Here is a 24747-nt window from a genome sequence, read left to right as displayed (position 1 = left end):
ATTATAACATATCTTTTTAAGATTTAAAGAAGTCCCGTTTCACTTCCCCATCCGTCATACCATAAAAGATACATGAGCAGGGGCCATAGCTCATTTGAGTAATCCCGCTTCCCTTTAGCATGTAATTCTAAATACGAGAGTGCCTTTGATTGATCAATGAACGGTTGATCTCTTTCAGATAAAAGAATCTGTCGTGCCTCATCAAAAAGCTCATTTTTAAGCCAATTTTTTAACGGGATGATGGATTGGGCTTGATAGGTGTTTAGCAAAGGAAATGAAGTGACATCATTAAAAGCTTCGCGTAACACTGTTTGAATGGAGTTGTTTTTAAGCGATGTATCATGATTTAGTCTATTAGTGAGCTCAACAACCGTTGAATTTAAAAATGGAAGATGTAGCTTTAAAGCATGTGCCATTCTTAGCTCATCGAATGCAATTAGATCATTTTGGGAAGATAAGGGAGGCTTGATGATAAGTGGGTGAGTCGGTGGTTTAAACGAACAGTGTTTTTTAAAGCTTAGTAACTTCTCTGTTTCTTTGTTTTTAAAGATAGACAATAAAAGACAGATGAGTCGTTGAAGAAGCCTCGAAGAATCATCCTCATGCTTTAAAGAATTAAGTGGATGATGACTCCACAGTTCATTTACTCCCTCTCCTGATAAGAGAATATCGACTTCCTGATTCGCCACTTTTGCTAGATGATAAAGTGCAATCGCTGATGGATCGGTAATGGGCGTTCCTAAAAAGTTTATTGCTAATTTTGCCTCATTTAAAAATTCGGTAGCCGTGATGGTTTTTACTTTTAAATCAAGATTTAATTGGTCGGCTAATTTTAAAAGATGCCCATGATTTTCACGATCATTTTCTTTATAGCAAAGAGTATACGTTTTAAGATGAGAACTGAACGTATTTGCACATGCTGCTACCGTCATGGAACTAACACTTTCTGTTAAAAGACAGCCGACTTCATGACTTCTTTTCAATGAAGATTCAATAGAAGTTAAGAAAGCTTGTTGAAGTTCTTTTAAAGTATGATCGTCTTTTTTTATTGGCATTAACTCAACCGTTGCAAATGGTTGAAGCGTAAGTCCCTGTTTAAAAGAATACATTAAAAGCGTTCGTGGTTGTAGTTGTTTCACCGTCTTTAAATTAGTTAAGTTATCATCGGCCGGTGAATGAATGACATTCAGTTTAAACGGATGAAGTTGAGAGCTCAAAAAAATCCCCTCTTCAAAAACAGTGTAATAAAGTGGATGAATCCCAAAGGAATCACTGACGACAAACAGTTGATTTAACGCTTGATCATATAAGAGCAGCGAAAAAAGGCCTCGTAATTGGGTAATAAACGTTTGCCCAATTAGTTGATACAACGTTAAAATCACGTCACCTATTGGTGAGTGTTGACATTCAAATCCTAACTTTTCAAGCTGTTGGCGAAGTGCTAAGTCATTATAAACTTCACCATAAAAGATGAGATGGCACCCTTCTTCCGTTGAATGAATAGAGGGGACCTGATCATTAAAATTCATTAAACTTAAGCGATTGAATCCTAACATGAATGGTTCAACTACATATAATCGTTCGTCATCTACTTCATGATGCTTTAGTGTTTTTAAAGCGTGCTGCATGAATTGGAGATCATCAATCGTTGTTTGTTTTTTCATTAAAACAACTAATTCAAACATGAGTATCACCTATTTATGCTTTGTTATATCAAAGTGTACGAAACAGCGTCTCATTTAATGCCTAAAATACAAAATAAAACAACGAACAAATGTTTGTATTTTATCCAGCCAGTGGAAAAAGTAGACTAAAGCGTCCTTAAATGACGACTTTTTCCTTGAAAATGACTAAAATGAGAAGAGTGATTCCTTAATTTTGTTCGTTTTCTTAAAATTAATAACAAATACAAAAGCGAACACTCGTTCTAAAAGTACAAAAAGGATAGTCTATGCTATCCTTTTTCATCTACTTGAATCAGTCTTATTAACTACAAATGAATTAGCAGTTAATAATGGTTCCTCCATTCACATGCAGTGTGATTCCTGAAATATATGATCCTTCATTAGAAGCGAGTAAGACATAAGCACCTGCTAATTCAACAGGATGTCCCATTCGTTTCATCGGTACATTTGCGCCATGTTGAGACACTTTTTTAGCATCAAATGAAGCGGGAATAAGTGGTGTCCAAATCGGTCCTGGAGCCACTGCGTTGACACGAATTCCTTTTTTCGCTAAGTTTGCTGATAATGAACGTGTAAAGGCTGTGAGTGCTCCTTTAGTCGAAGAGTAATCGATTAACGTTTCGTTTCCTTCAAAGGCGGTAACGGATGTCGTATTAATAATGCAATCTCCTTCTGTTAAATGGGGAACAACCGCACGAGTGAGATAAAAGGTTCCAAAATAGTTGACCGCAAAGGTTTGGTGTAAATCTTCATCTTTAATTTGCGTAATATCGTTTTGTGGATATTGTACGGCTGCATTATTAACTAAAATGTTAATTTGATGAAACGTTTCTAGTGTTTGATTGACAATCTCGTTAGCAAAGAATTTATCCGTTAAATCACCTGAGATCAGTAAACAATTGCCTTGAATATTTTCAATGGCTTGTTTTGTTTCGTTTGCATCCTCGTGTTCATTGTTATAAACAATAACGACTTTAGCACCTTCTTTCGCATAGGCTAAAGCAACAGCACGACCGATTCCAGAATCACCACCGGTAATAATAGCAACTTTATCTTTTAATCGACCGTTTCCAAAGTGATAATCCGGATGATCATAAATGGGTCTTGGATTCATTTGTGTTTCTAGACCTGGTTGTTGATCTTGGGTTTGTTCAGGGGCGGTTTTAGGAAATTGACTCCACGGTGTTGTCATAGCATGTCCTCCTTTAGGATTAAAGCGTTTAGTTCTATTCTTTGTCAAATTTAACTTTTTATTAGTGAAGTTTAATAAAAATATGAGTTAAATTGTTTCCACTCTAGGACTTGTCGAACCGAAAAACACATGCTATAGTAAAAAGTATTAAATAAGAATCGCTCAACGAATTTAGGGGGATATGACATGATTTTCAAACAATGGATTGGCATGAGAACGCTCAAAACAGGACTGGCTGTGATTATAACGAGTTGCTTAAGTGGAACCTTTTTAATTAGCAATCCCTTTTATGCGGTCATCGGGACGGTGTTTGCGATGCAAAACACGGTGAAAAGTTCATTTGTCGCTGGAAAAAACCGATTGCTTGGAACCGTCTTAGGAGCAGTCATTGGTTACTTTTTTGCGCTCATTCATTTAGAGTGGCCCGTTTTTCATGGCGTCGCCGTCATTGTCGTCATTATTTGCTGTAATGCATTAAAAATCAGTTCCTCAATCATCATTGCTTCAACTGTTTGCCTCTCTATTTTAATGGGAATTACGGCTGAGCAAAATCCCCTGATCTACTCTTTTTTAAGAACAACGGATACGTCGATTGGAATTATCATCGGGATTTTAGTCAATTATTTTATTGCACAGCCTAATTATTTAGGACGATTAACGGATGAAATTGAAAAAATTGAGAATATGACGATTGAACTCGTTAAAAATATTTTAATTCATCAAGATTTAAACACAGCCCCCCTCAATTCCGAGCTCACTCGATTAAATGCGCTTTATCACAACTATTGTGCCGATACGAAGTTTCAAAAAAATCCCGTCTCTTCTAATCAATTAAAGCGTTCAATTGATGCTTGTCACGACATTTATTTTCATGCCAAATGCATCGCTCGACTTGATCTTGAACAAACCGATTTAACGTTTGATAATAAAATGGAGATTATTGAGTTTTTTAATAACGGCTGTCATGCGAAAGTGAATCTCAATCACCCGATCCATCCGATTTTTGAATATCATATTCATAAAATGCTTGATCAAATTTACTTATTAACCTCTACGGTTGAAGATTTAACGGAGCATCTCAATCCTGCTCAAGAATCATAAAAGGACTAATTCAATTAGTCCTTTTTTAAATAGGTTTTAAAGAAAATCGATTCATGACATGGTCTTTCCCACATCCTGGCATTTGCATTGCAAAGGTTAATGCCTCTGCTTTTGATTTCCAGACGGAGTAATGACAAACTTTGATATTATTTTCAGGAACAACATATAAACATAACCAAAAACGATCGGTGTGCTGCATCACCAGTTCTAAATCATCAATATCAATGACTACATCCCCATCTAAATCAAGAATCAAAATCGCTTGTGCTAGTGTATATTTATTAATATCAATATCTCCCTCTGTCCACTTCGTTTCAATGAGTTGAATGATATCATTAATTTCTTGAATTAATTCATGTCCATCAAGTGTCAGATCAAGGACATACGGTGTAAATTCAGTTTCTAAATGACTATAAATTTTAAATAATGCCTGTCTAATCTTTGCTAGTTTTTTACACTGATCTTTAAGCTGATGATATAAAACGGCATCAATCACGATGACAATGTTATTGTTTTCTAACAAACTATGACAACAATCTAAGATTTCATCCATTTCATCTAGACAAGTGCCAATGTTTGCTCTAATTCGCAACATCGTTTGACTTAACATCGTCTAAACACCCCCTTTTCTATAATATATGACACTGACCATCCTGATGAGAACCTAAAAAAAGAAGGCTTACGCCTTCTTTTTAAATACTTCATTTAATTGGTTCAAATCATGAATGGGTTGACGACAGCTTCCTCCTTCACAAACGTAAAAAGCTGGCTGAGAAGAGTACGCGTAATTAGACAAATAAGGAATTAACTGATTTAACTCTAGTTCATTTTCTTTTGTTTTAACAACGACGGTTAGATGAAATAAAGGATTGGTTGAAAGAAATGATTTAAAATCATTAAGCATTTGTGCTTGCGGTAAGACTGCGATTAATTCTTGACTAGATTCAATTGCAAATTTAGCCGCAATTAGGTAAAAGGCATGGCTAATTTCATAATGTGTCGCATGAGTGGCCATAAATTGAAGCTGTTCCATCGCTTCTTTTTCTAAATCAACATCACCTGTGAGTCTTGCTAGACGTATTAAATTATACGCCGCGACGGAATTTCCTGATGGCATTGCTCCATCGTATGTTTCTTTCGGACGAATCATTAAGGTTTCAGCATCTTTTCCGTATAAGTAATAACCTCCCGCTTCAACATCCTTAAACAACTCAATCATATCGCGTGTTAGTTTGATAGCCAACGATAAATAATCTGTGTTAAAAGTGCTTTGATAGCTTTCAATTAAGCCGTAGACGTAAAAAGCGTAATCATCTAAATAGCCAAGAAAATGACTTTTTCCTTCACGAAATCTTGCTAATAAGCGACCTTGATCCAAAAGATTTTCGTTAATAAAGGTAATCGTTTCATGAATTAATGATTCATACTTTTCTTCTTGTGTGACACGATAAGCTTTAGCCAGTGCGACAAGCATTAACCCATTCCAAGATGTTAAAATTTTATCATCTTTATGTAAGTGATAGCGTGAGGCGCGATAAGCAAGCACTTTTTCACGTAATGGTTCGATTTTTTCTTCATCTAGTTCAATGGATGTATGAAGTCGATTAAGAATCGTTTTACCTTCAAAATTCCCTTCAGATGTTACGTTATAATAGTGATTGAAAAATTCCCCTTGCTCTTTTCCTAAAAGTTTAATGATTTCTTCATCGGTAAATAAGTAATACTTCCCTTCTTCTCCCTCACTATCCGCATCTTCTGCACAATAAAACCCACCCTCTTGATGATGAAGATTCCTTAACACATAATCAAGTGTTTTCGTTGCAATCATTAGATAGCGTTTTTCTTTTGTCACCTCATAGGCTTCTAAATACGTCATAATTAATAGAGCATTATCATATAACATTTTTTCAAAATGTGGAACAAGCCACGCTTCATCCGTTGAATAGCGTGAAAAACCATAACCAATATGATCAAACAGTCCTCCTTTATACATCTGATCGAGTGTTTTTTTTACCATTTCAATGGCTTCTTCATCATCGGTTCTTAATAAATACATTAACCGATGTGGCGTTGGAAACTTAGGCGCTTCTCCAAACCCACCAAATTCAAAATCATAAATGGCTTTGAAATGTTGTAAAGCATTTTTAAATAGCGTTGGACTGAGTTCTGTTTGTGAAGAGATATGTGTGCTTAAATCAGTCAAATGCGCTTGAATATCTGAGGACACTTCTTCAATTTTTTCACGATGATTTTGCCACGTTTTTATGAGACTTTTTAAGATATCCATTAACCCTGGACGTCCATAACGACTTTGTTTCGGAAAATAAGTTCCCGCATAAAAGGGATGACCCTCTGGAGTCATTAAAATCGTCAGTGGCCATCCACCTTGTCCGGTTAAACTTTGACAAACTGTCATATAAACACTATCAATATCAGGTCGCTCCTCACGATCGACTTTAATCGAGACAAAATATTCATTTAAATAGGCAGCGACTTCTTCATCTTCAAAAGACTCATCCTCCATGACATGGCACCAGTGACACGTTGAATAGCCAATACTTAAAAAAATGGGTTTATCTTCTGTTTTGGCTTTAGCAAACGCCTCCTCACTCCATGGATACCAATTTACCGGATTATAGGCATGTTGCAATAAATACGGTGATAATTCATGAATTAAATGATTAGGTTTTTTATTTTGACTCATCAATGCTTCATCTCCTTTTTAATTGTTTTAGTATGTAAGAGAACGCATCTGCTTATTCATTTGGATCAACATAACAATTATTGTTCATTCTCTGATCATCTATTTCATGCAAAACATTAGTGAATTTGTAGACCATATGTTTCTATAATCAATAAATTACAATAAAATGTTAAAAAATATATTTTATTATAAAATTTTACACATTATAATGGTATGTTAAGAACCTCTCGACTTTCCTTTTGAAAGACAATCTTGCAGCGTAAACGGACTAAGTGTCAAGAACTTCTACTCAACTTAACAAACATCATGTCAAATTAAAAGCGAGTTCAATAACTGGACTCGCTTTTTCAGTATTTATAAATGGTTCCCACAGTGTGGGCAGTATTGATAGGTTGAATCGACAACCTCTTGGCAATTTGAACAACGTTTTTTAATTTGTGACGGTTCTTCGATGATGTCTTGATCCCATAGCGTAAGCTCAACGGCCTCGCCCATCTCCAAAGCCTTTCCTTTTTCAACTGGAATCGTTGCAATAGACTGACAAGATTCACAAACGATGTAGTAGTTCATCTTCCACTTCAATAAGGGAATAAAAAAGAAATGAAATTGATGATAATGTTTAAATAAATGAAAAGCAACTGTCTCACGACAATGCTTACACATCATAGGTGATAAGCGTTTGATTTCCTTATTTTTCGTTTCCATGCCAAAAATTCCAATAAAAAACATTTGAATAACCCTTTCTCATAAGTCTTTTTCTTTTATTATAATAGACCTTTGATTGGTTTTAAATGAAGAAATGTGTCTGTTTTTGATTTTTTCGCTTTTTATGAAAAAGGATAGGACTTCATACACTAACTTTTTGTTCGTCTTTCATATCATATAGTAATTCATAAAAAGGATGTGAGCAAAATTATGGCTTATACGTACCAGGTGATGCCTCTTGATGAAACGTTGCATCACATAAATAATCCCGATCAAGAAAGCTTAACACCTACTCAAATTGCTTATGATTTTATAACGCCCAATCATTCTGCCCTAAAGGAACGAAAAAGTTTAGATAATGAATCACATACAAGGTATCATCTGATTGTCGATCATCAAGCAGTCATTGAACGTATCCCTCTTCATATAAAAACGTGGACTGCTGATTCGAATGCTGATCGTCAACACACTATTCGAATTAAACTGATGGACTCTGAGAAATCTGAAGAAACAAAGTTAAATGGAGCTACCTTAATTGCAGATCTTATGAAACGTTATGGCATCGATATTCATCATGTGTTTTCTACTCAAAATGATTCCTCTTGCTTCATCGATTTAATTCAAAAAGAGTATCAGCAACTCATTAACTCTAATCCAAACCATCTTGTTGACTTAACACAATTTCATACATTTTCAGTCGGTGAAAACGCGCTGTTATATGAATCAATTCCAGGATTTTTATCATCTAAAGCGACGGTTTCTTCAACAAAAGTAGAGGCTGGAACTTATATCATCGATGAGGTAATTCTTGAAGCCAGACACCCCATTAAACTTTTAAAAGATGGGGCTACAAAAGGCATTTGGGTCGATGCAGACAAGCTTTATAAACCAGCTTGTGGCTTTTTCCCATCTGATCCTGTTTATGTCACTTACCCAACAGTTGCTTATGAAACGGCCATGAGTTCAGACATTATTTCAACCCTTCCCTCTGGCTATTACATCGTCTCTAGGATTGCTAATGGTAGTAAACACCCTGTTTATCTTTTATCGGATGACTTAACCTCTGGCGTATGGGTAGGAACAGAGAATTTAATTTTAAAAGTCAAACCGCCACTTTATCAAGTAGGTGAAGAAGTCACACTTGTAAAGAAAACCCCTAGTTATAAGACATCAAACGCACTTAAACAAGGAAAGCTACTAAAAGCTGGGACTTACTATGTTTATCAATATAAAGAAGGTGAGCCTCATCCTCTTAATCTAACACAAACGCTAGGTCAGGAAGGATTATGGGTTAACACCACCACTCTTAACCATGAATAAGTATACACTCATCTAAAAAAGAGTCTTCAACGCTGTTGAAGACTCTTTTGTTAAACCAATTGATTAATCCATTTTTTTGAGTGAACACGAAACATCCCAATAAAAACTTTTGCGACTTCTTCAAGTTGAACAATGATGGCAACAATCAGAAGCGGAGCGTGGAAGAACTTCACAGCAATAAAGGCTCCTAAAACACCGACGGTCCAAAGAACACCTAACTCTAAAATCATCGCATATTTTGTATCTCCACCTGCACGAAACACCCCAACGATATTAATGATATTAATGAATCTAAACGTTAACCCGATGGCAAATACCACTAAAACCTGTGCCATCGTCAATAAGGTCGATGCTTCAAAATCTTTATATAACGTTAACATCATCGGAATACAGAAGACTAATAAAAGTCCTGATAAAACCCCAAGCACAATTCCAACCTTTAAGAATAAGATCGCATCTTTATACGTTTGCTCTTTCTCACCGGCTCCTAATTGTTTACCGAGCATAACGGTCGAGGCATTTCCAACTCCGATCGCTGCGATAAAGAAAATATTAAAAATAGAGGTCACAATATTCATAATCGAGATGGCTTCGACATTAATCATTCCATAAATAACCATGTATGCCGTTGTTCCAAGTCCCCAGAAACATTCATTCACCACAACCGGAAGACTGGTCACAGCTAATTTACGAATGAGTTCACGATCAAAGGATAGTAACACCGATAATTTAGGATTCATCGTATCTGTTTTTAAATAAGCAAATCCAATGATTAAAACAAACTCAACAATTCGAGAAATTAACGTCGCAATGGCCGCACCGATAACACCAAGTGCTGGAAAGTTAAATAAACCAAAAATTAAAATCAAGTTAAGAACCGTATTTAAAGTTAAAGCAATCACTGAGGCAATCATCGAGAATTTTGGCTTTTCTACCGCACGTAATCCCATGCTAAACCCAAAGGATAAAATCATAAACGGATAACTTAAGCACGCCATTCGTAAATATTTCGCCCCTAACGCTTGAACCGCCGTATTGTCAGTAAAGATACTAATAATTTGCTCAGGAATAATCAGGGCTAAGCCCGTAAACACGACAGCGAGTATGGTCCCTAAAACAAGCGTGAAGCCAAGTAATCGATGAATGTTACGAATGTCTCGCTTTCCCCAAAATTGAGCAAAGTACACCATTCCTCCACTGTAAATCCCAAACATAACCATATTTAATAAAAAGTAGTATTGGTTTGAAACCCCGACAGCAGCGACAGCATCGACCCCTACTTTTCCAACCATTAACGTATCCACCATATTTAAACTTGAGGTTACGAGTTGTTGCAAAGCAATCGGGAGTGCAATCACCCATAAATCTTTGTAAAAAGCAGCATTTTGTTTAAAATGTTGCCTAATCGTCATACTCTCACATCCTTTTCGTTCATGAAAAAGAGGAAGAATAAATTTCCTCCTCTTTCCTATTTCTTTTTAATCTAGCAGATTTATTTTTTATTGTCAACTCTTGAGTCATCTTCAATGATGAAGTCAATGGCTTCTCCAAGAACGTGATGTCGTCGGCTTAACTGTTTTAAAGTCACCTTTTTAATCTCTTTTCGTTCAGTTGAAATGAAAAGCTGTGTTTCACTCATAAAAATGGTCTCCATCTTTTTATCATCTAGATAAAGTTGCGAATCAATATTAAAGCCAGTTCCATGAATTAAAAGTCCCGCTTCTACCCACTCACAACGCTTGATGCTTTGCTCGTGCAACCCAAACTTAAGTACAGTCGGTTGCAAAGATGGCTGGTGATTATATAAGTATCCCTTCCCTTCAATGAGATCATATTGGCATAAACGTAAGATGTCTTGATAGTTTGGATGAGTCACATACGTTTCATGAATTCGTTGCATTAAAGAAAGTGGGATTGACATTAAATTCATGAGTTCAGCTCCTAATTGATAACACTCAAGCTGCCTCGGAACATGAACGTTAAGTTTAGAATGAAAGGACGTCATAAAATAATCGACTTTAAAGGGATCATCACCGTAATGCTTGCTTGAACTTAAAATCGGTAAGTTTGGAAGATGATCGGAAAACATGATAAGGATGGTTTCTTTTTTCGTTTCCTCTAAATACTTCATTAACCGGTTAATCTCTTGATCAAGAAGGTGAAGTCGCTTCACGTAATTGGTTAACGTCTGTTGCATCGTCTCGTCATCAATGCCACTGATTTTAATGCAATCCGATTCCTCTTCAACTAATTCATCGTACGGTTGATGCGTTCCTGCCGTAATGCCATAAATAAATGCTCGGTCATCTGTCTCCAGCGTTTTAATGACATAATTGATCAAATCGGCATCCTTCATTTGCGCCAAATCATGTGCTTGATTAATGCCACTCATATATTCAATCGGAATGTATCGTGAAAACCCTAAGTTTGAATAAGCAAGCTCCCGATGATAAAAATTCCCTTCATAATTATGAATCAGTGTGGCTTCATACCCAAAAGGTTGAAGTTGTGTCGCAAGTGACTCAAGCGGGGTATGCTTTAAAAAGGAGTTATGAGGAATTTCGCCGGGTTTAAGCAGTTTAGCATTCATAGCCGTTAACACGGAAAACTCGGTTTTAGCTGTTCCTCCCCCAAATGTGGGGACATTTAGTTGCCCACTGTTTCCTGTCTTCATCAATGATCGAAACGTAGGAATCGGATCTTCACTAAATGTCACGCCGTTTAGTTTCAATGGATCAAAAAATGATTCCAGTTGAAGAATAATAAGTTGCGGAAAAACGGTTGGTGGTAATAAAGACATCGGTAATAAGTGATGAGAAATTTCTTTCATTACTTTTTCATGATACTCATCTGGTTTACGGTTAATATACGGATAAATGGAATCGGCCATCGCATACGCAAACCCAATTTCTTCACTTTCTTTTGGCTTTTGTTCGATGATCTGACCCTTTTCAATGCGATTAAAAATGAAGCCAGCAACCGTGACATAAACTAAGGCTAATAGATAATCTAGGGCGTCCACGGCATACTCTAATTGATAGCAATAATAAATGATGTATCCGATTCCCACCATTAAAAGCAGAAGGCCTATGATGAGCGAAGGTTTAAAATAATGAGACGATAAACTTAATCCTTCTTTAATTAAAAAGATGTCAGAAAACATGAGTGGATACCCTCGAAGATGAGTGACGATGGCATTAATAATGGATAAGGCTAACCAAAAAAATAAAACCGTCATGATTAAAAAGATTTTTCGCGACACAAAAAAAGAAAAGGCAAAGGTGGCGGAAACAATTAAAAAGTTAATCCCAAAATAAAGGGGCCGTTGTTTAGCAAAATGAAACGCTTTTTTAATGGATTGAAATTTAATCATTTCTAAAATTAATGTTAAGATCAATGATAAGGTTAACCATCCGATCCAATTTATCATGTCATCACCTCCTCGATCGCTTCTTAATCATAAACAGTATCACAACTTCTTCTTTCATTCAAGACACTCAAAAGCGCTCCTATCAAAACGTTAAATGAAGTGTTACTTTTATTTACATTATACCTTAATGATCTTTATTCATTTGTCACAATAAGCAACAAAACGCAAGTCCTTTTATTTTTATGCATCATTGATAAAGGATGTTAAAAAAAGATTCATATCGAATCATGTCTTTTCATAAAATGTAAAGAAACAAATACGTTGAGAAGGTGATGAAATGAATTTATTTGTAAAAGTGAGGAAAGATGTCAGAATCTTTGTTGAAGACACGAATTCAAGTTCTGAGAAGGTGATCTTGTTTATTCATGGATGGCCTTTAAATCATCAGATGTGGGAATATGAAGTGGAATATCTCATGGAATTTGGTTATCGTTGTATAACGGTTGATTTACGTGGATACGGCCGCTCTGATCGTCCATTTGATGGATATGATTATGACACAATGGCTTCTGATATTAAAGCGGTTATTGAAGCGTTGAACTTAAAAGATATTACACTGGTCGGTCATTCGATGGGGGCTGCCATTGCCATTCGCTACATGGCTAAATATCAAGGGTATGGAGTCTCAAAACTTTGCTTATTATCAAGTGCAGCGCCATCGTTTGTCCAAACAGATGATTGGCTTTACGGTTTTTCGCGAGATCAAGTAGGTGATTGGATTGAGATGATTTACAACGATCGCCCGAGCGCCATTGTCATCATCCGAAATCTGATGTTTTATCGCTATGCCGATCCTTCGACTGACAACTGGTTCGATACAATGTGTTTAGAAGCCTCTGGATGGGCAACTGCTAAATCATTATTGGCGCTCGATGAAGAACGACTGTTTGATGATTTGGATCAAATTCAAGTGCCAACACTCATTATGCACGGCGTTCATGATGTGATTTGTCCGTATTATTTTGCGACTTACTTAAACGAACACATTAAAGATTCTAAGTTACTCAAATTACATCAAAGTGGTCATGCGGCATTTTTTGAAGAAAAAGAAAAAATTTGTGACGCAATTAATAAATTTATTAGAGATCGTTTAGTTGTGCCTAAAGAGAATGAAGAACCGATTTAAACACCGCCTACACTGAATAAATTTAACTCATAAAAAAGATTAATCGAATGGAGATATCTCCATTATGATTAATCTTTTTTAGTTCTATTTGATAAAATGATAAATGGCTTGTGCCACTCCACCGTGTTGATTATCAGCTGTGATATAATCGGCTTGTTCTTTCACCTCAGGCGTCGCATTTCCCATGGCCACACTCACTCCAGCAACTTCTAGCATCGATAAGTCATTTTCACTATCCCCAATACACATCACATTATCATAAGAAATATTTAAATAATCGGCCAAGTGTTGCACCGCTTCTCCTTTAGAACTTCCCTTTTTCATGATTTCAAAATTATCATTCCATGAAGAGACGACTTCTAAATGAGGATGGGTTTTCTTTAGCTTTTCTTTTAACTCAACAAGAAGTGAGTGATCCTCACCAATACAAACTCCTTTTAAAATGTCCTGCTCATACTGACTCAGTTCCTCTAATGATGAGATGACCTTTAAACTAATCTTTTCGCTTTCAGGTAACGTTTGATTTAAAACTTTATAAATATTTGTTTCAGGTAATTCCACTGTTGAGATAATGCCAAAATTAGCCGTTAAATACGAGAGAACGCCTGCTTCTTGGGTGAGTGTCATGAAATCATAAACATCTTTAAGATCAAGAGGATTGTGATAAATCACCTCGTCCTCTACGCCACCAATAAAGGCTCCATTTGATGCGATGATTGGCGTTTGTAAGCCAATTCTTTTAGCATATAATCGAGCACAATTATAGACACGTCCCGTCGTAATTGCCACATGCACGCCTTGATTAAGTGCATACTCAATCGCTTCTTGATCCACTAAAGCAATATCGTGCTGATTCATGAGTAATGTTCCATCCATATCAATACAAATCAATTGAATTGCCATCGTTAACCTTCTTTCATTATTTAAAATTAATGTATCCTACTTCATTAACATACGACGATTCAGTCATTTAATACCATAATTTCATGTTAACGTTTATTTTTTTGATGAAAGTGATAATAAATCACTAGAAAAAGAAACGTTGGTAAATTGCATAATAACAGTGTATAAATCACTTGAATGATGAATTGAAATAGAGTTTCCCCCTCAACCAACATCAGGTTTAATACCGTAAAGATAGATAGGATAAATGTAAGGCTTGGTAAAATAAGTCCATAAAATCGAGAGGTCTTTCTAGATAAATAAATTTGCAATAAAATAAGACCAATGATTAAAAGTAAAAAAATCACGACATTTTTCATTTCATTCTCTCCTTTTTATCCGTGACTGATTAAAAGAAAGCTATTAATCAGAATTAAAGCGACGGTACATGCTAAAATCAATTGAAATCTTTTTTTCTTCGTTGCATCTTGTTTGTATTCTTCATAATAAGAAAATAAGGCGAACAATGAACAGAGCATGGTCATTAGAATTAATGGTTTATTCATGACTCATCTCCCCTCCTTCAAAGCTTGTCATCTTTCATTATACCAAAACATATTCCATTTATAACCATAAAGTGGAAGAACTCATAAAAAATACCCTAGCGAGCCACTCTCGGTAGGGTATTTTTAAAGTCTAGTTATGATAAAGCCTTTTGCAATGTTAAAAACTTATCTAGCATAGATGAAAGGTATTTAATTGAGCAACTATCCGATGTCTTCTAAGACATATTCTCCACATTTCGCGTACATCATTTTTAATGATTTCTTTAATAAATTTGCCGACTTCACTTTAAACGCAATATAGTCAAGCATTTCAATCTCATAACGTCCGGCGTTTAATTCTTCATGAATCTCTGTAATTGTCGTACATTCTCGCTCAAATACGTTATAAATACATCCATATTGCAAGCATTGGTGCGTATCACTTCCAGCAACGACCGGCTTATTGAAACGAGCTGCTAATTTCTTGATTTTTTCTTCCATTTCTAAATCTTTGCTGCAGTCTTTTCCATTTAGATCAAAGAAATCAAACTGTGATAACACGTCATCACTTAATGTCTTGATATTACTTCCTTCTCGAACTGCATGAGCAGCTCCTACTAAGACAAGATATTTTTTACAAAGTGTCATTAAGTCACTGGCTTTAATAAATGAATCTCCTCGCATATAACTTTCATAATCTAACTGCTTAGGGCCACTCATATAATCTTCTAACTGTTCATGAATAGCTAAAATATCATTAACATTTCCAATCACTAATACATGACCTGATTCTTCGATATCAACTTCCATGCCAATAAAAACTTTCAATCCTTCGACGTCATAGCAATCTCCAAGACATGGATAATGATTGACAATAAACTGTAGTAAATCACGATATCCTCGACTATTAAAATGTTCAGTTAAACAAATCGCATCTAATCCAAACTCACGTGCCTCTTTAAATAAATTGATGGTATATGAAGTTGAAAAAGGTAATCCCTTTGCTAATTTCCCATGTGTATGAAAATCAATTTTCATGTTTTTATCCTCCTATAATGTCATCGCAAATACAACGGCGACATATAAAATCGACGCTGATGCAAAGTAATAATCACGACTTGTAAATTGCAGGTGTGATAACTTCATTTGACGTACCGCCTTGTTACTCATTGCATATTTATAACCTTTCATCTCAAGTGCCTCAACGGTTGTTCTTGAACGCTTAGCCATATTTAGCATTAAAGGATAAAAGGATAAAATGGCAACCTTAATTTGATAAGCTAAAAAACGAAACTTTTCAATAATCCCTTTTGAATCTGGTGTTGTCCCACGTAAACGAAATGATAACATAATATTTTGAAATTCTTCCATAATTAACGGTAAAATTCGGTATCCAAAAGAAATACTAAATGAAAATTGATCGGGGCACCCAAAGGCTAATAGCCCATTCGCTAATTTATCAGGATCCATTCCTGAAAAGACAGTAATTGAGGCTAAAGAGACGACGGCGACTTTTAAACTTAAAACTAATAAAGCTAAAATAGTTTCCAAATTTCCCCCAAAGAAAATAGAAATAATAAACAAATAACCCGTTTGAGATAAAATCCCTAAACAAAAGACAAACATTAATAATGGAACTGTTTTGGCCAGCTTCGTTGTGATGATAACAAAGGCAAATAACGCTAGTAAAACCTTGGCATCATCAACAAACCAAGGCACGACCCCAAAAAATAAATACCATAATAATAAAGTTCGAGGATCTAAACTCGCAATAAATGTATCATCATTTCCATACGCATTTTTTAAGACTTGATTACGAATATAATCAATCGAAAACTTGTCTAATATATTCTCAGTTGCTTTCATTTTACCCCTCCAAAGCCTCTACAAATTGTTCAATATGATAACAATTCATTCGATCATCGACTAACTTAGCTAATGAATAAATATCAGGTGGTCTAATTCCGGCTTGTCTACAAATTCGTTGATTACCAAAAATCTCATCTCGGCTACCATCTGCAATAATATAGCCATTATTTAACACAATAATTCGATCAGCCCACTCGGCCACCAGTTGCATATCATGCGTCGCAATAATCGCGGTTTGCATGACATCTTTTGTGGCATTTAAAATTTTCATAATCTCTTGTCGTGTGGCGATATCTAAATTAGCAGTCGGCTCATCAAGTAAAATGACCTCTGGTCCTAAAGCAACCCCAATGGCTAAAGAGGCACGACGCATCTGGCCTCCACTTAACAAGCGCCCATCACGGTCACGCAAGTTTTCTAATCGAAACATTTTTAAAAGTTCTTGAGTTCGTTGTTCATAATCTTCATAAGCTCTTAGTTTCATAGAAAAAGCAATATCATCAAAAATATTATCTTTAATAAACATCTGCTCTGGATTTTGATAAACTAATGAAACATACGAAGATAACTGTTCCGCACTAAAGGCTCTTGTATCGTGATCACAAACAGTAACAGAACCTTCTTTTGGTTTCATTAATCCAGTCATTAATTTTAAAATCGTTGATTTACCTGCCCCATTGTTTCCAATCAATGCAATTTTATCACCTTTATAAACATTCAAATTAAACTGATTTAACGCAACCTTATTGTCACCTTTAACCGCTCGATATTCGTGGCGAACATCTGAAAACTCGATGACACATTCATCACTTGGACGAACATATTTTTTGATTGAACTTCTTTGTAGACGTTTCGATTGAAATAAGTGTGCAGCCTCTTCTATTTTGATGGGATAAAGGCCATTAACTTCAATTTTTTGACACTCATGCGCCTGTTTAGAGGCTAATGTAACTTGTGGCGGAAAGACATGAATGCCTTGCAATTCTTCAATTCGATTTAAAGCCTCTTTTGTTGGTAATTTCCAAGCAATACGCCCATCCTTCATCATCATCACTTCGTGACAATAATCAGCAATAAATTCCGTGTGATGCTCAATGACGATGATCGTCATCTTCTGTTCTTCATTTAATCTTTTTAATAACTCATAAATCATCGTGGCATGTTGAGGATCTAATTGAGCAATCGGTTCATCTAAAATAACAATCCCAGGCGAAAGTGCGATCGCTCCCGCTAACGCTAATAAATGTTTTTGTCCTCCACTTAATTGCCAAATATAGGCTTCTTCCTTATGATAAAGTCCTGTTAATTGAAGTGCTTCACGACCGCGATCAATGTAATCTTTCATGGCATAATTCAAACAAGCAAACGAAGCTTCATCTAAGACTGTTGGACGAACAATTTGATTTTCAAAATCTTGATAAACGTAGCCAATTTCTTGAGCTAATTCTCCAATACTATAATCTTGCGTATTTTTTTCATTAATCCAGACATGACCCGAAAAATCCCCAGAAAAATAGTGCGGAATCAATCCATTCAACGTCTTACAAAGTGTTGATTTCCCACACCCATTATTCCCAACAATCGCAACGAAGTCCCCTTGTTTAATCTCAAGATCAACCTCATTTAATTGAGGTTGATCGGCACCAGGGTAAGTAAAACACAAATTCTCAATTTTTATCATACACTCACCTTTTCTTGTTTTTTCATGACTTTAAAAAAGACACCTAATGCGACAATAAGTGCTAACGCCATCGCCATAATTAATGCCGGTGTACTTTCTGCCCATTCTGCTTCCCAATCAATAAAATTAATTCCTAAGTCAGCCATGAACTCAAAACCAACAGCAGCCACGAAACATCCAACAATCGTTAACATCATTTTGGCATTAAACAATTCTGTTAATGAAACGGTATATTCTTTGCTACGTGGTTGAATCCCTAATAATGGCTCGATTTTTCCATAAAGACGTGGCACTAAATACATCGTTGGAATCATACAGAATAAAATCCCTGAGAATAAGATATCATTTAAACAAGCAAACCCTTCCGTAAAGTAAACACTCTCAGGTAATCCAGCGACCGCTTCAAACTCTTCAATGGCAAATTGAACTTTTAAAATATCAACGCCACATGCTAATAATTGATGAATCGCAACCCCTATAATTGAAGCCACTGCAATTTGACGACGATTTTTCGGATCTTTCACCATTAATCCTGCCACATACATCCCAAGTGAGAATAAGATAAACTTTTCAACTTCTCCAAACCCACCAAATTGCCCTAACATAATTTCACTAAAAATGATTTCTCCTGTTGCCGCTCCAATAGCGGCTGAAAAAGGATCAAATAATATACAAAGGGTTAAAGGAATAAATGCAAAATACTCCACCGAAAGTTCAACAAATCCAATTTGAAACTTAGGAATTAACTCCGTAAATAACATCGATAGTCCATACAATGACATTGATAAAACAAAAACCATCAATTTTTGCGATTGATTCAACTCATACTTTTTCTTTAAACTCATCTCAATATCCTCCTTAATCGTTTATAGCTCTACTTTATCACTATCATCACCATTTTTTGTTAACAAACTGTTAAAAAATGGTTAATTATTGATTTAAATATGAAGAAGGAGATTTTGAATTACCACATAAAGTCATAAAATCCATGTTAGCAATGAAATCCAATTTTCCTTAAACGTAAAACATGAAATAAAAAAATCATCACAACTATTTGCGTGATGATTTTTTTACTATGGCAAAACATACAATAAGTACCAGAGGATTACCCAAGATGAAACAATGACCTTAAGACAGTGTATGAGTTCATCACTCTTTCGTTGGGGAAGGAAAATATATAAGTCCAAATAAATTTTCTTCAAACAATTTTTTTAAACCCTACTAGCGGTAGATCCATTTTCTTCGAGAATAAAATGTGAGTTCTGAACGATAGAATGTCTTGGTACGTCAAGTCATCATTGCTTTTTATAGACTATCTTAGATGTAGAATACTTATCTGTTTCTACTATGAAAATCAATGCAAACCCCCTGTGCGAAGGCAGCTTTGAAAAAACCTCCCTGATGTAAATCTTTAAAATGAGGAATAAAGGCATACAAATGAAAGACTCATCTTGTCTCCTTTTTAATCTATTAGGGTAAAATTAGAATCTAACATTCAAGAAGCCGTTTAGTTTCGTTTATACGAGTGCCGCTAGGGCGTTATGATCTATATAATAAATGATTTTTTCATTAAAACTTCAATATTTTTTACTTTGCAGCACTTATCAATTGATTTCTTATGTCATTTTATTTCTCTTTAATAGCAATGACTTCTTTAAGGCTGATGCTAAAAAAATAAATGACGATTAAATAATTTTAATAATTTTTCCTCGAACTCTACCTTCTTCAATTCGAACTTGATTAATTCGAAAGGCTACTTTCATCCCTTCTTTAACAGTAAAGTAACTAGGAACAGGACAAATCGCATCTAAATTAGGTGCAATATTGACAAAGCAGGCCCATGATTTCACACTTCGGACTAACCCTAAGACCACCGTTTTAGGTTGAAAATCTTCAATGGTAATGGTTGAGTTTGATTCGTACTTATGAACCGCTTGCACATTAATTTTCAAATTCTCATTGACTTTTAAATGACACACTTCAATGTGATCTCCCTCTTGATACACATCAGCAACCGTCGTGTAGTCACTTGCGAAGTCTTGATTTCTTAAAATGACCGGAATGCCATCAATATTTAAGTAGGCTCCAAAATAAACGAATCGAATGACTTCAGCCTCAAACACTTCCCCCGCTTGTAGTCGTTTGATGAGTGCTGCTTGTTTTTGTTGCTTTAATTTTTTACAAGATCCTAAGTGGACATGACGATTAGCATCGTAAGCTGTGGTGATATATTCAAGTGTGCTACCAATATAGTGATTTAAACTTCCTTTAATGTCATATAGTTCAAGTTCTTGACGCGGAATGATAACCTTCCCCTCTTTAGAATCTAGCCAAATTGCGTAATCCTTTAAAACAACATCGTACTGAATCAGTCTGACAATCCCCTTTTTTATCGGTTCCTTTATTTTTAACGGAACCATTTGATGAGAAAAATTCTCCATTTCATCCCCCCTATGTTTAGTCATTAGGATCAAAGATTAAACGAATCTTTAACAAATAAGAAAGCGTTTATAAATTTATTGTACCAACAAATCATTGGAATTGGAACTCCTGTTTCAAATAAAATTAAAAGATTTTATTGATAACATTTCATAGTTTTTTGATCAACAAAAAAACCTACCCGCTGGGTAGGTTCATATGAATTCAGTTTTATCATCTTCGTTCATCTAAGAAGAAAAACGTTTTATTTTCTTGGTTAAAAAGAAAGAACACCGAAGGCCATTTCGGTGTTCTACAAGTAAAAAGGATGTATGATGAGGACATACAAATCTTTCACCTGTAGTCCACGAGATAATCGGTCGTGGGTAGAAACTAGTTAACCATATCTTAACAATTATACAAGTAAAATATTATAACTATTTGGAGTAGGAAATAAATTAATTATTTCCGGACTTTTATAATATCATCCTTTCAAAGCTTTTGCAACCTTTTTTTAAAAGTTTTTTAAAAAATTAGAATAAAACATCTTGATACGGAGAAAGGTTCACTGATTCATCTAGATTAACTAAGAAATGAGCAATCAATTCAATGATTTGCTCCACATCCGTTAACGATCCGACTTCACTTGATGAGTGCATATAGCGAAGCGGGATTGAAATTAAAGCTAATGGAATCCCGTCGTTTTCAAGATGAATGCGATCGCCATCCGTTCCTGTTCGTCCAGGCGCTGCTTCATACTGAATATTCATGTTTAATGACTGGGCTAAACACGCTAATTTCTTATTCAACTCGTTATTAATGATGGATCCATTCGCTAACACAGGACCATACCCAACTTTAATTTCTCCAATTTCTTCTTTGTGAGTACCTTCATAGTCTGTCGCAAAAGTAACATCTACAACTAAGGCAAGCGTTGGTTTCACACGTTTAGCGGCCCAAACTGCTCCACGCATCGTTGTTTCTTCTCCCACAGTTGTGGCGCTGTAAATACCAACACTTGCGCCTAATTCTTTCGCACGTCGTAACGCCTCAATGACAATGAAAGCTCCTAAACGATTGTCAAGGGCACGTCCTGAAATACAGTTATTCATCAACTCACAATAATCAGTAGCCGCCACGACATAATCACCTGGTTTAACAAGCGTTAACGCCTCTTCTTTTGATGTGGCGCCAATATCAATAAATAACTCAGACGCTTTTAGTGATTTACTTTCAAGTAAAGACTGATGATAACCAACGACACCATTTACGATTTGAGTGTCGGTTAAAACTTGAACCTTTTGTCCTAAATATAGCGGCGCGCGAACACCTCCGACATTAGTCACTTTTAAGAAACCATCTTCTGTAATCATTGTCACCATGAGTCCAATCTCATCGACATGACCGGCTAACAACACTTTACATGACGATTCCTTGTTTAAAACACTGATTACGTTTCCTGTTACATCGGTTTCAAATGTATCCACGACCTCTTTCATATAAGTCATGATTTTCTTTTGTAATTCAAATTCACCTCCTGATGGAGAAGGTGTTTGAATCATCTCATATAAAAAAGCTTTATTCATGTAAAAGCTCCCTTCTTTACTTGTTATCGCTTCTTAGAAAATCTCCCAAACAATCGTTACTGTCTCTGTTGCAGTGATATCTTCCGGCTGCAAGTCCATTAAAGCGACTGAATAGTTATCTAATTCATTATACATGATTTCACGAGGTTGAAACGGAAGATCAACCGTTCCGTAATCAATCGTTTGAATCGGTCCTAACGTCACATTTGCACTTTTTGCTAACACTTGTGCCTGATTCGTTGCCTGTTTAACCGCATCTGCAAGCATTAATGCTTTTAATTGATTTTGATCCTTTAATAGATATTTAATGGAAAACTCAGCATACGATGGACAACTACTAATCGCTTGAACGACCATTCCTAACTTTTTATTATCTAATGGAAATCCTAGTTTTAGTCGATGGCGAATCACATAGCCACGAAAGACTTGAACATAATTTCCACTTTCATCTTTAACTTGTTCATAATCTGTATCTAAATTAAAACTTGTTGTTTTTAAATCAGTCGTTGAAATACCGACGGCTTTTAAACACTCACGTAATTGTTCAAGCTTCGTTTGAGCAATGAGCACAACCTCTTCATATTGCTCTGCCTTAGCTTCTAAAAACATTGAAATCTCGATGTAATCTGGTGGTAAAGACCCTTGCCCACTTCCTTTAACGGTTAACAATCGATGACTCATCTTAAATCCCCTCCCTTTCATCTTTATCATTATAGCATATTCTTTCATAAACAATTCCACAATAAACCAAACAATGTGTCGTAAATGTATCGTTTCAAGCATGAAAAAATTGCACCTTTAGTCAAACTGTGCAATTTCAAATGATTAAATCATATCTTCATCATATTTTGAACCATACTGATGTTCAATATAGTAACTATCCCACTTTATTGATACCTTTAAATCGGGACATAACTTAGCGATACAGGTAGGCATCGGATTAAAGTGATTCACTAAATCCTGAAAAATAGCCTGTTCATGATCCATTTCGTTTAACTGAAACCAAGCCTCGTCCGTTAGTTCATGATTACTATAATTAATCATGTAATTTACTCGATATTTGAACACTTCTTTTTTTCCACGTTCAAACAGACGAACTTTATGCTTTAAATTAGAACTTGAAAATTTCCAACAAGAGTTCTCGTTTACCGATTCCGTTAAATAATAATCCAGATTTTCCTTTGATTGATGACCTCCCGTGCCATACCGATATTCTGCGGATTGTTTAATCCACTCTAAATAATGATTCATCTGATCTTTTGGACCACTTATCTTGACCTCAACACAATTTTCAATCTCCATCCCAAACACTCCCCTTAAAGACTTCATCTCATGACTATAGTCTAGTATATGTTTTTATTAATTCATTTGATAACTAATATTTTAAGCGCTCCCTAATAAAGTAAAACGTGCATAAAATTAAATGAATGAGTATTTTAAAACGTATCTTTGCTTCATTAGCCTCACACTCCGCCTAAACCATCGTATAAATAAACTAACACATCATTATTAATGGAGGTGTTTAAGAAGTGAGTAAAATTACAATCATTGGGGCTGGTGCCGTAGGAGCAACAACGGCTTATACGTTATGTACGCATGCCATTGCAGATGAAATTGTGATGATAGATATCAATTCTCAACAAGCTATGGGAAATGCGCTTGATATCGCGCATGGCATCCCTTTATCAAAACCAGTCACCCTTTATTCAGGAACTTATGCAGATAGTGCTGACTCTGATTTAATCATTATCACCGTAGGTGTGCCTGAAAAGGTGGGCGAGTCTCGCCTCATCCCGCTTCAAAAAAACATTGACATCTTAAAAGACATTCTTCCCCAAGCTCTAACTTACAGCCCTAATGCTTGTCTGTTAATCGTCACCAATCCTGTTGATCTTTTAACATACGCCGCTCATCAAATCTCTCATCTGCCTCAATCAAGAGTCATCGGTTTAGGAACGGTCATTGATACGTCAAGGCTGAACTACTTTTTAAGCCAAGTCTTTCAGTTAGATGCACGCTCAATTGATGGGTATGTGATTGGAGAACATGGTGATTCACAAGTCATTGCTTGGAGCAAAACAACGATTGCAGGTTGCTTGGTTGAAGACTATGCTAAAGTCATTCGATTTCCACTAGACGATGATTTTAAAGCAGGGATAGAAAATGAAGTCAAACAAACAGCGTTTGATGTTTGGAAGATGAAAGGTCCTAACTGCTATAGCATCGCTGATGCGATCAAAGTCGTAGCGGAAGCCATTTTAAGAAATGAACGAAGAATACTACCTGTGTCATCCGTTTTACATGGGGAGTACGGTATATCGGATGTGTCACTTAGTTTACCATCCATTATTGGTAAAAACGGAGTCGAAAAAGTACTAGCCGTTGATTTAAATGACAGTGAATTAACAAAACTTCAAACCTCTGCATCGCTCATGAAATCGTTCATTCAACAACTCAATCTATAAATTCATCTTTAAAACACCTAGTGACAACGTTTTTAATG

At 35.7% G+C, this 24747-nt stretch carries 21 protein-coding genes and 1 riboswitch; of the genes, 4 read left to right on the top strand and 17 right to left on the bottom strand.

Translation table 11 applies throughout. The annotated features are described in order from the left end of the window. Window positions 1-23: 23 nt before the first annotated feature. Window positions 24-1685: an asparagine synthetase B gene (locus JRC48_RS03555; RefSeq protein WP_235070495.1), complete on the bottom strand. Its 1662-nt coding sequence runs from the start codon at window positions 1683-1685 to the stop codon at window positions 24-26. A gap of 316 nt (window positions 1686-2001) precedes the next feature. Continuing rightward, complete coding sequence (locus tag JRC48_RS03550; protein ID WP_235070494.1) at window positions 2002-2877, bottom strand: SDR family oxidoreductase; 876 nt, start codon at window positions 2875-2877, stop codon at window positions 2002-2004. A gap of 186 nt (window positions 2878-3063) precedes the next feature. Here JRC48_RS03550 and JRC48_RS03545 point away from each other — a divergent pair, with 186 nt between their 5' ends. After that, the gene (locus JRC48_RS03545; protein WP_235070493.1) at window positions 3064-3978 is read left to right on the top strand and encodes an aromatic acid exporter family protein; all 915 of its coding nucleotides are present in this window, start codon (window positions 3064-3066) and stop codon (window positions 3976-3978) included. A 25-nt stretch (window positions 3979-4003) separates the two neighbouring features. Here the strand turns inward: JRC48_RS03545 and JRC48_RS03540 are convergent, their stop codons facing one another. The 3 genes from JRC48_RS03540 to JRC48_RS03530 form a co-directional block, all read right to left on the bottom strand. Then, window positions 4004-4588: a hypothetical protein gene (locus JRC48_RS03540; protein ID WP_235070492.1), complete on the bottom strand. Its 585-nt coding sequence runs from the start codon at window positions 4586-4588 to the stop codon at window positions 4004-4006. A 69-nt stretch (window positions 4589-4657) separates the two neighbouring features. Continuing rightward, entirely contained in the window at window positions 4658-6682 is a 2025-nt protein-coding gene (locus tag JRC48_RS03535; protein WP_235070491.1) for a thioredoxin domain-containing protein, read from the bottom strand. A gap of 354 nt (window positions 6683-7036) precedes the next feature. Beyond that, window positions 7037-7411, bottom strand: coding sequence for a zinc ribbon domain-containing protein (locus JRC48_RS03530; protein WP_235070490.1), 375 nt, complete (start codon window positions 7409-7411; stop codon window positions 7037-7039). Between the two features lie 186 nt (window positions 7412-7597). Between JRC48_RS03530 and JRC48_RS03525 the strand changes: the two genes are divergently transcribed. Continuing rightward, window positions 7598-8707: a hypothetical protein gene (locus JRC48_RS03525; RefSeq protein ID WP_235070489.1), complete on the top strand. Its 1110-nt coding sequence runs from the start codon at window positions 7598-7600 to the stop codon at window positions 8705-8707. A gap of 50 nt (window positions 8708-8757) precedes the next feature. Here the strand turns inward: JRC48_RS03525 and JRC48_RS03520 are convergent, their stop codons facing one another. Together JRC48_RS03520 and JRC48_RS03515 are read right to left on the bottom strand one after the other, a co-directional pair. Further along, window positions 8758-10119, bottom strand: a complete 1362-nt coding sequence (locus JRC48_RS03520; RefSeq protein WP_235070488.1) for an MATE family efflux transporter — start codon at window positions 10117-10119, stop codon at window positions 8758-8760. Window positions 10120-10199: 80 nt separating this feature from the next. Next, window positions 10200-12137: an LTA synthase family protein gene (locus JRC48_RS03515; protein WP_235070487.1), complete on the bottom strand. Its 1938-nt coding sequence runs from the start codon at window positions 12135-12137 to the stop codon at window positions 10200-10202. Window positions 12138-12414: 277 nt separating this feature from the next. On the opposite strand from JRC48_RS03515, the gene JRC48_RS03510 reads away from it, so the two are divergent. Next, complete coding sequence (locus JRC48_RS03510; protein WP_235070486.1) at window positions 12415-13263, top strand: alpha/beta fold hydrolase; 849 nt, start codon at window positions 12415-12417, stop codon at window positions 13261-13263. A gap of 84 nt (window positions 13264-13347) precedes the next feature. On the opposite strand, the gene JRC48_RS03505 is transcribed toward JRC48_RS03510, so the two are convergent. The 10 genes from JRC48_RS03505 to JRC48_RS03460 all read right to left on the bottom strand — a co-directional run bounded on the left by JRC48_RS03505 (window position 13348) and on the right by JRC48_RS03460 (window position 23546). Beyond that, on the bottom strand, window positions 13348-14166 hold the full coding sequence (locus JRC48_RS03505) for a Cof-type HAD-IIB family hydrolase (RefSeq protein WP_235070485.1): 819 nt from the start codon (window positions 14164-14166) through the stop codon (window positions 13348-13350). 374 nt (window positions 14167-14540) lie between these two features. Then, window positions 14541-14711 (bottom strand): hypothetical protein, encoded by a 171-nt coding sequence (locus JRC48_RS03500; RefSeq protein ID WP_235070484.1) that lies wholly within the window; start codon window positions 14709-14711, stop codon window positions 14541-14543. A 201-nt stretch (window positions 14712-14912) separates the two neighbouring features. After that, window positions 14913-15728: a PHP-associated domain-containing protein gene (locus tag JRC48_RS03495; protein WP_235070483.1), complete on the bottom strand. Its 816-nt coding sequence runs from the start codon at window positions 15726-15728 to the stop codon at window positions 14913-14915. A gap of 12 nt (window positions 15729-15740) precedes the next feature. Continuing rightward, window positions 15741-16556, bottom strand: a complete 816-nt coding sequence (locus JRC48_RS03490) for an energy-coupling factor transporter transmembrane protein EcfT (protein ID WP_235070482.1) — start codon at window positions 16554-16556, stop codon at window positions 15741-15743. Window position 16557: 1 nt separating this feature from the next. Further along, a complete protein-coding gene (locus tag JRC48_RS03485) occupies window positions 16558-18240 on the bottom strand; it encodes an ABC transporter ATP-binding protein (protein ID WP_212725256.1) in 1683 nt (560 codons plus the stop codon). Continuing rightward, entirely contained in the window at window positions 18237-19085 is an 849-nt protein-coding gene (locus tag JRC48_RS03480) for a hypothetical protein (protein WP_212725255.1), read from the bottom strand. Before JRC48_RS03480 ends, JRC48_RS03485 begins: the two co-directional genes overlap by 4 nt. An 840-nt stretch (window positions 19086-19925) precedes the next feature. After that, on the bottom strand, window positions 19926-20681 hold the full coding sequence (locus JRC48_RS03475) for a S1 RNA-binding domain-containing protein (RefSeq protein WP_235070481.1): 756 nt from the start codon (window positions 20679-20681) through the stop codon (window positions 19926-19928). Window positions 20682-20999: 318 nt separating this feature from the next. Further along, a riboswitch (purine riboswitch) is annotated at window positions 21000-21101 on the bottom strand. Window positions 21102-21191: 90 nt separating this feature from the next. Then, window positions 21192-22244: a M42 family peptidase gene (locus JRC48_RS03470; RefSeq protein ID WP_235070480.1), complete on the bottom strand. Its 1053-nt coding sequence runs from the start codon at window positions 22242-22244 to the stop codon at window positions 21192-21194. 33 nt (window positions 22245-22277) lie between these two features. After that, the gene (locus JRC48_RS03465; RefSeq protein WP_235070479.1) at window positions 22278-22925 is read right to left on the bottom strand and encodes an SIMPL domain-containing protein; all 648 of its coding nucleotides are present in this window, start codon (window positions 22923-22925) and stop codon (window positions 22278-22280) included. Window positions 22926-23069: 144 nt separating this feature from the next. Further along, window positions 23070-23546: a hypothetical protein gene (locus tag JRC48_RS03460; RefSeq protein ID WP_235070478.1), complete on the bottom strand. Its 477-nt coding sequence runs from the start codon at window positions 23544-23546 to the stop codon at window positions 23070-23072. Window positions 23547-23773: 227 nt separating this feature from the next. Here JRC48_RS03460 and JRC48_RS03455 point away from each other — a divergent pair, with 227 nt between their 5' ends. After that, the gene (locus JRC48_RS03455) at window positions 23774-24709 is read left to right on the top strand and encodes an L-lactate dehydrogenase (RefSeq protein ID WP_235070477.1); all 936 of its coding nucleotides are present in this window, start codon (window positions 23774-23776) and stop codon (window positions 24707-24709) included. The last annotated feature ends 38 nt before the right edge of the window (window positions 24710-24747 follow it).

The sequence above is a fragment of the Turicibacter sp. TJ11 genome (genome assembly GCF_021497505.1).
In the GTDB taxonomy this organism is placed as follows: domain Bacteria; phylum Bacillota_I; class Bacilli_A; order MOL361; family Turicibacteraceae; genus Turicibacter.
This window is presented reverse-complemented; position numbering and strand designations above follow the sequence as displayed.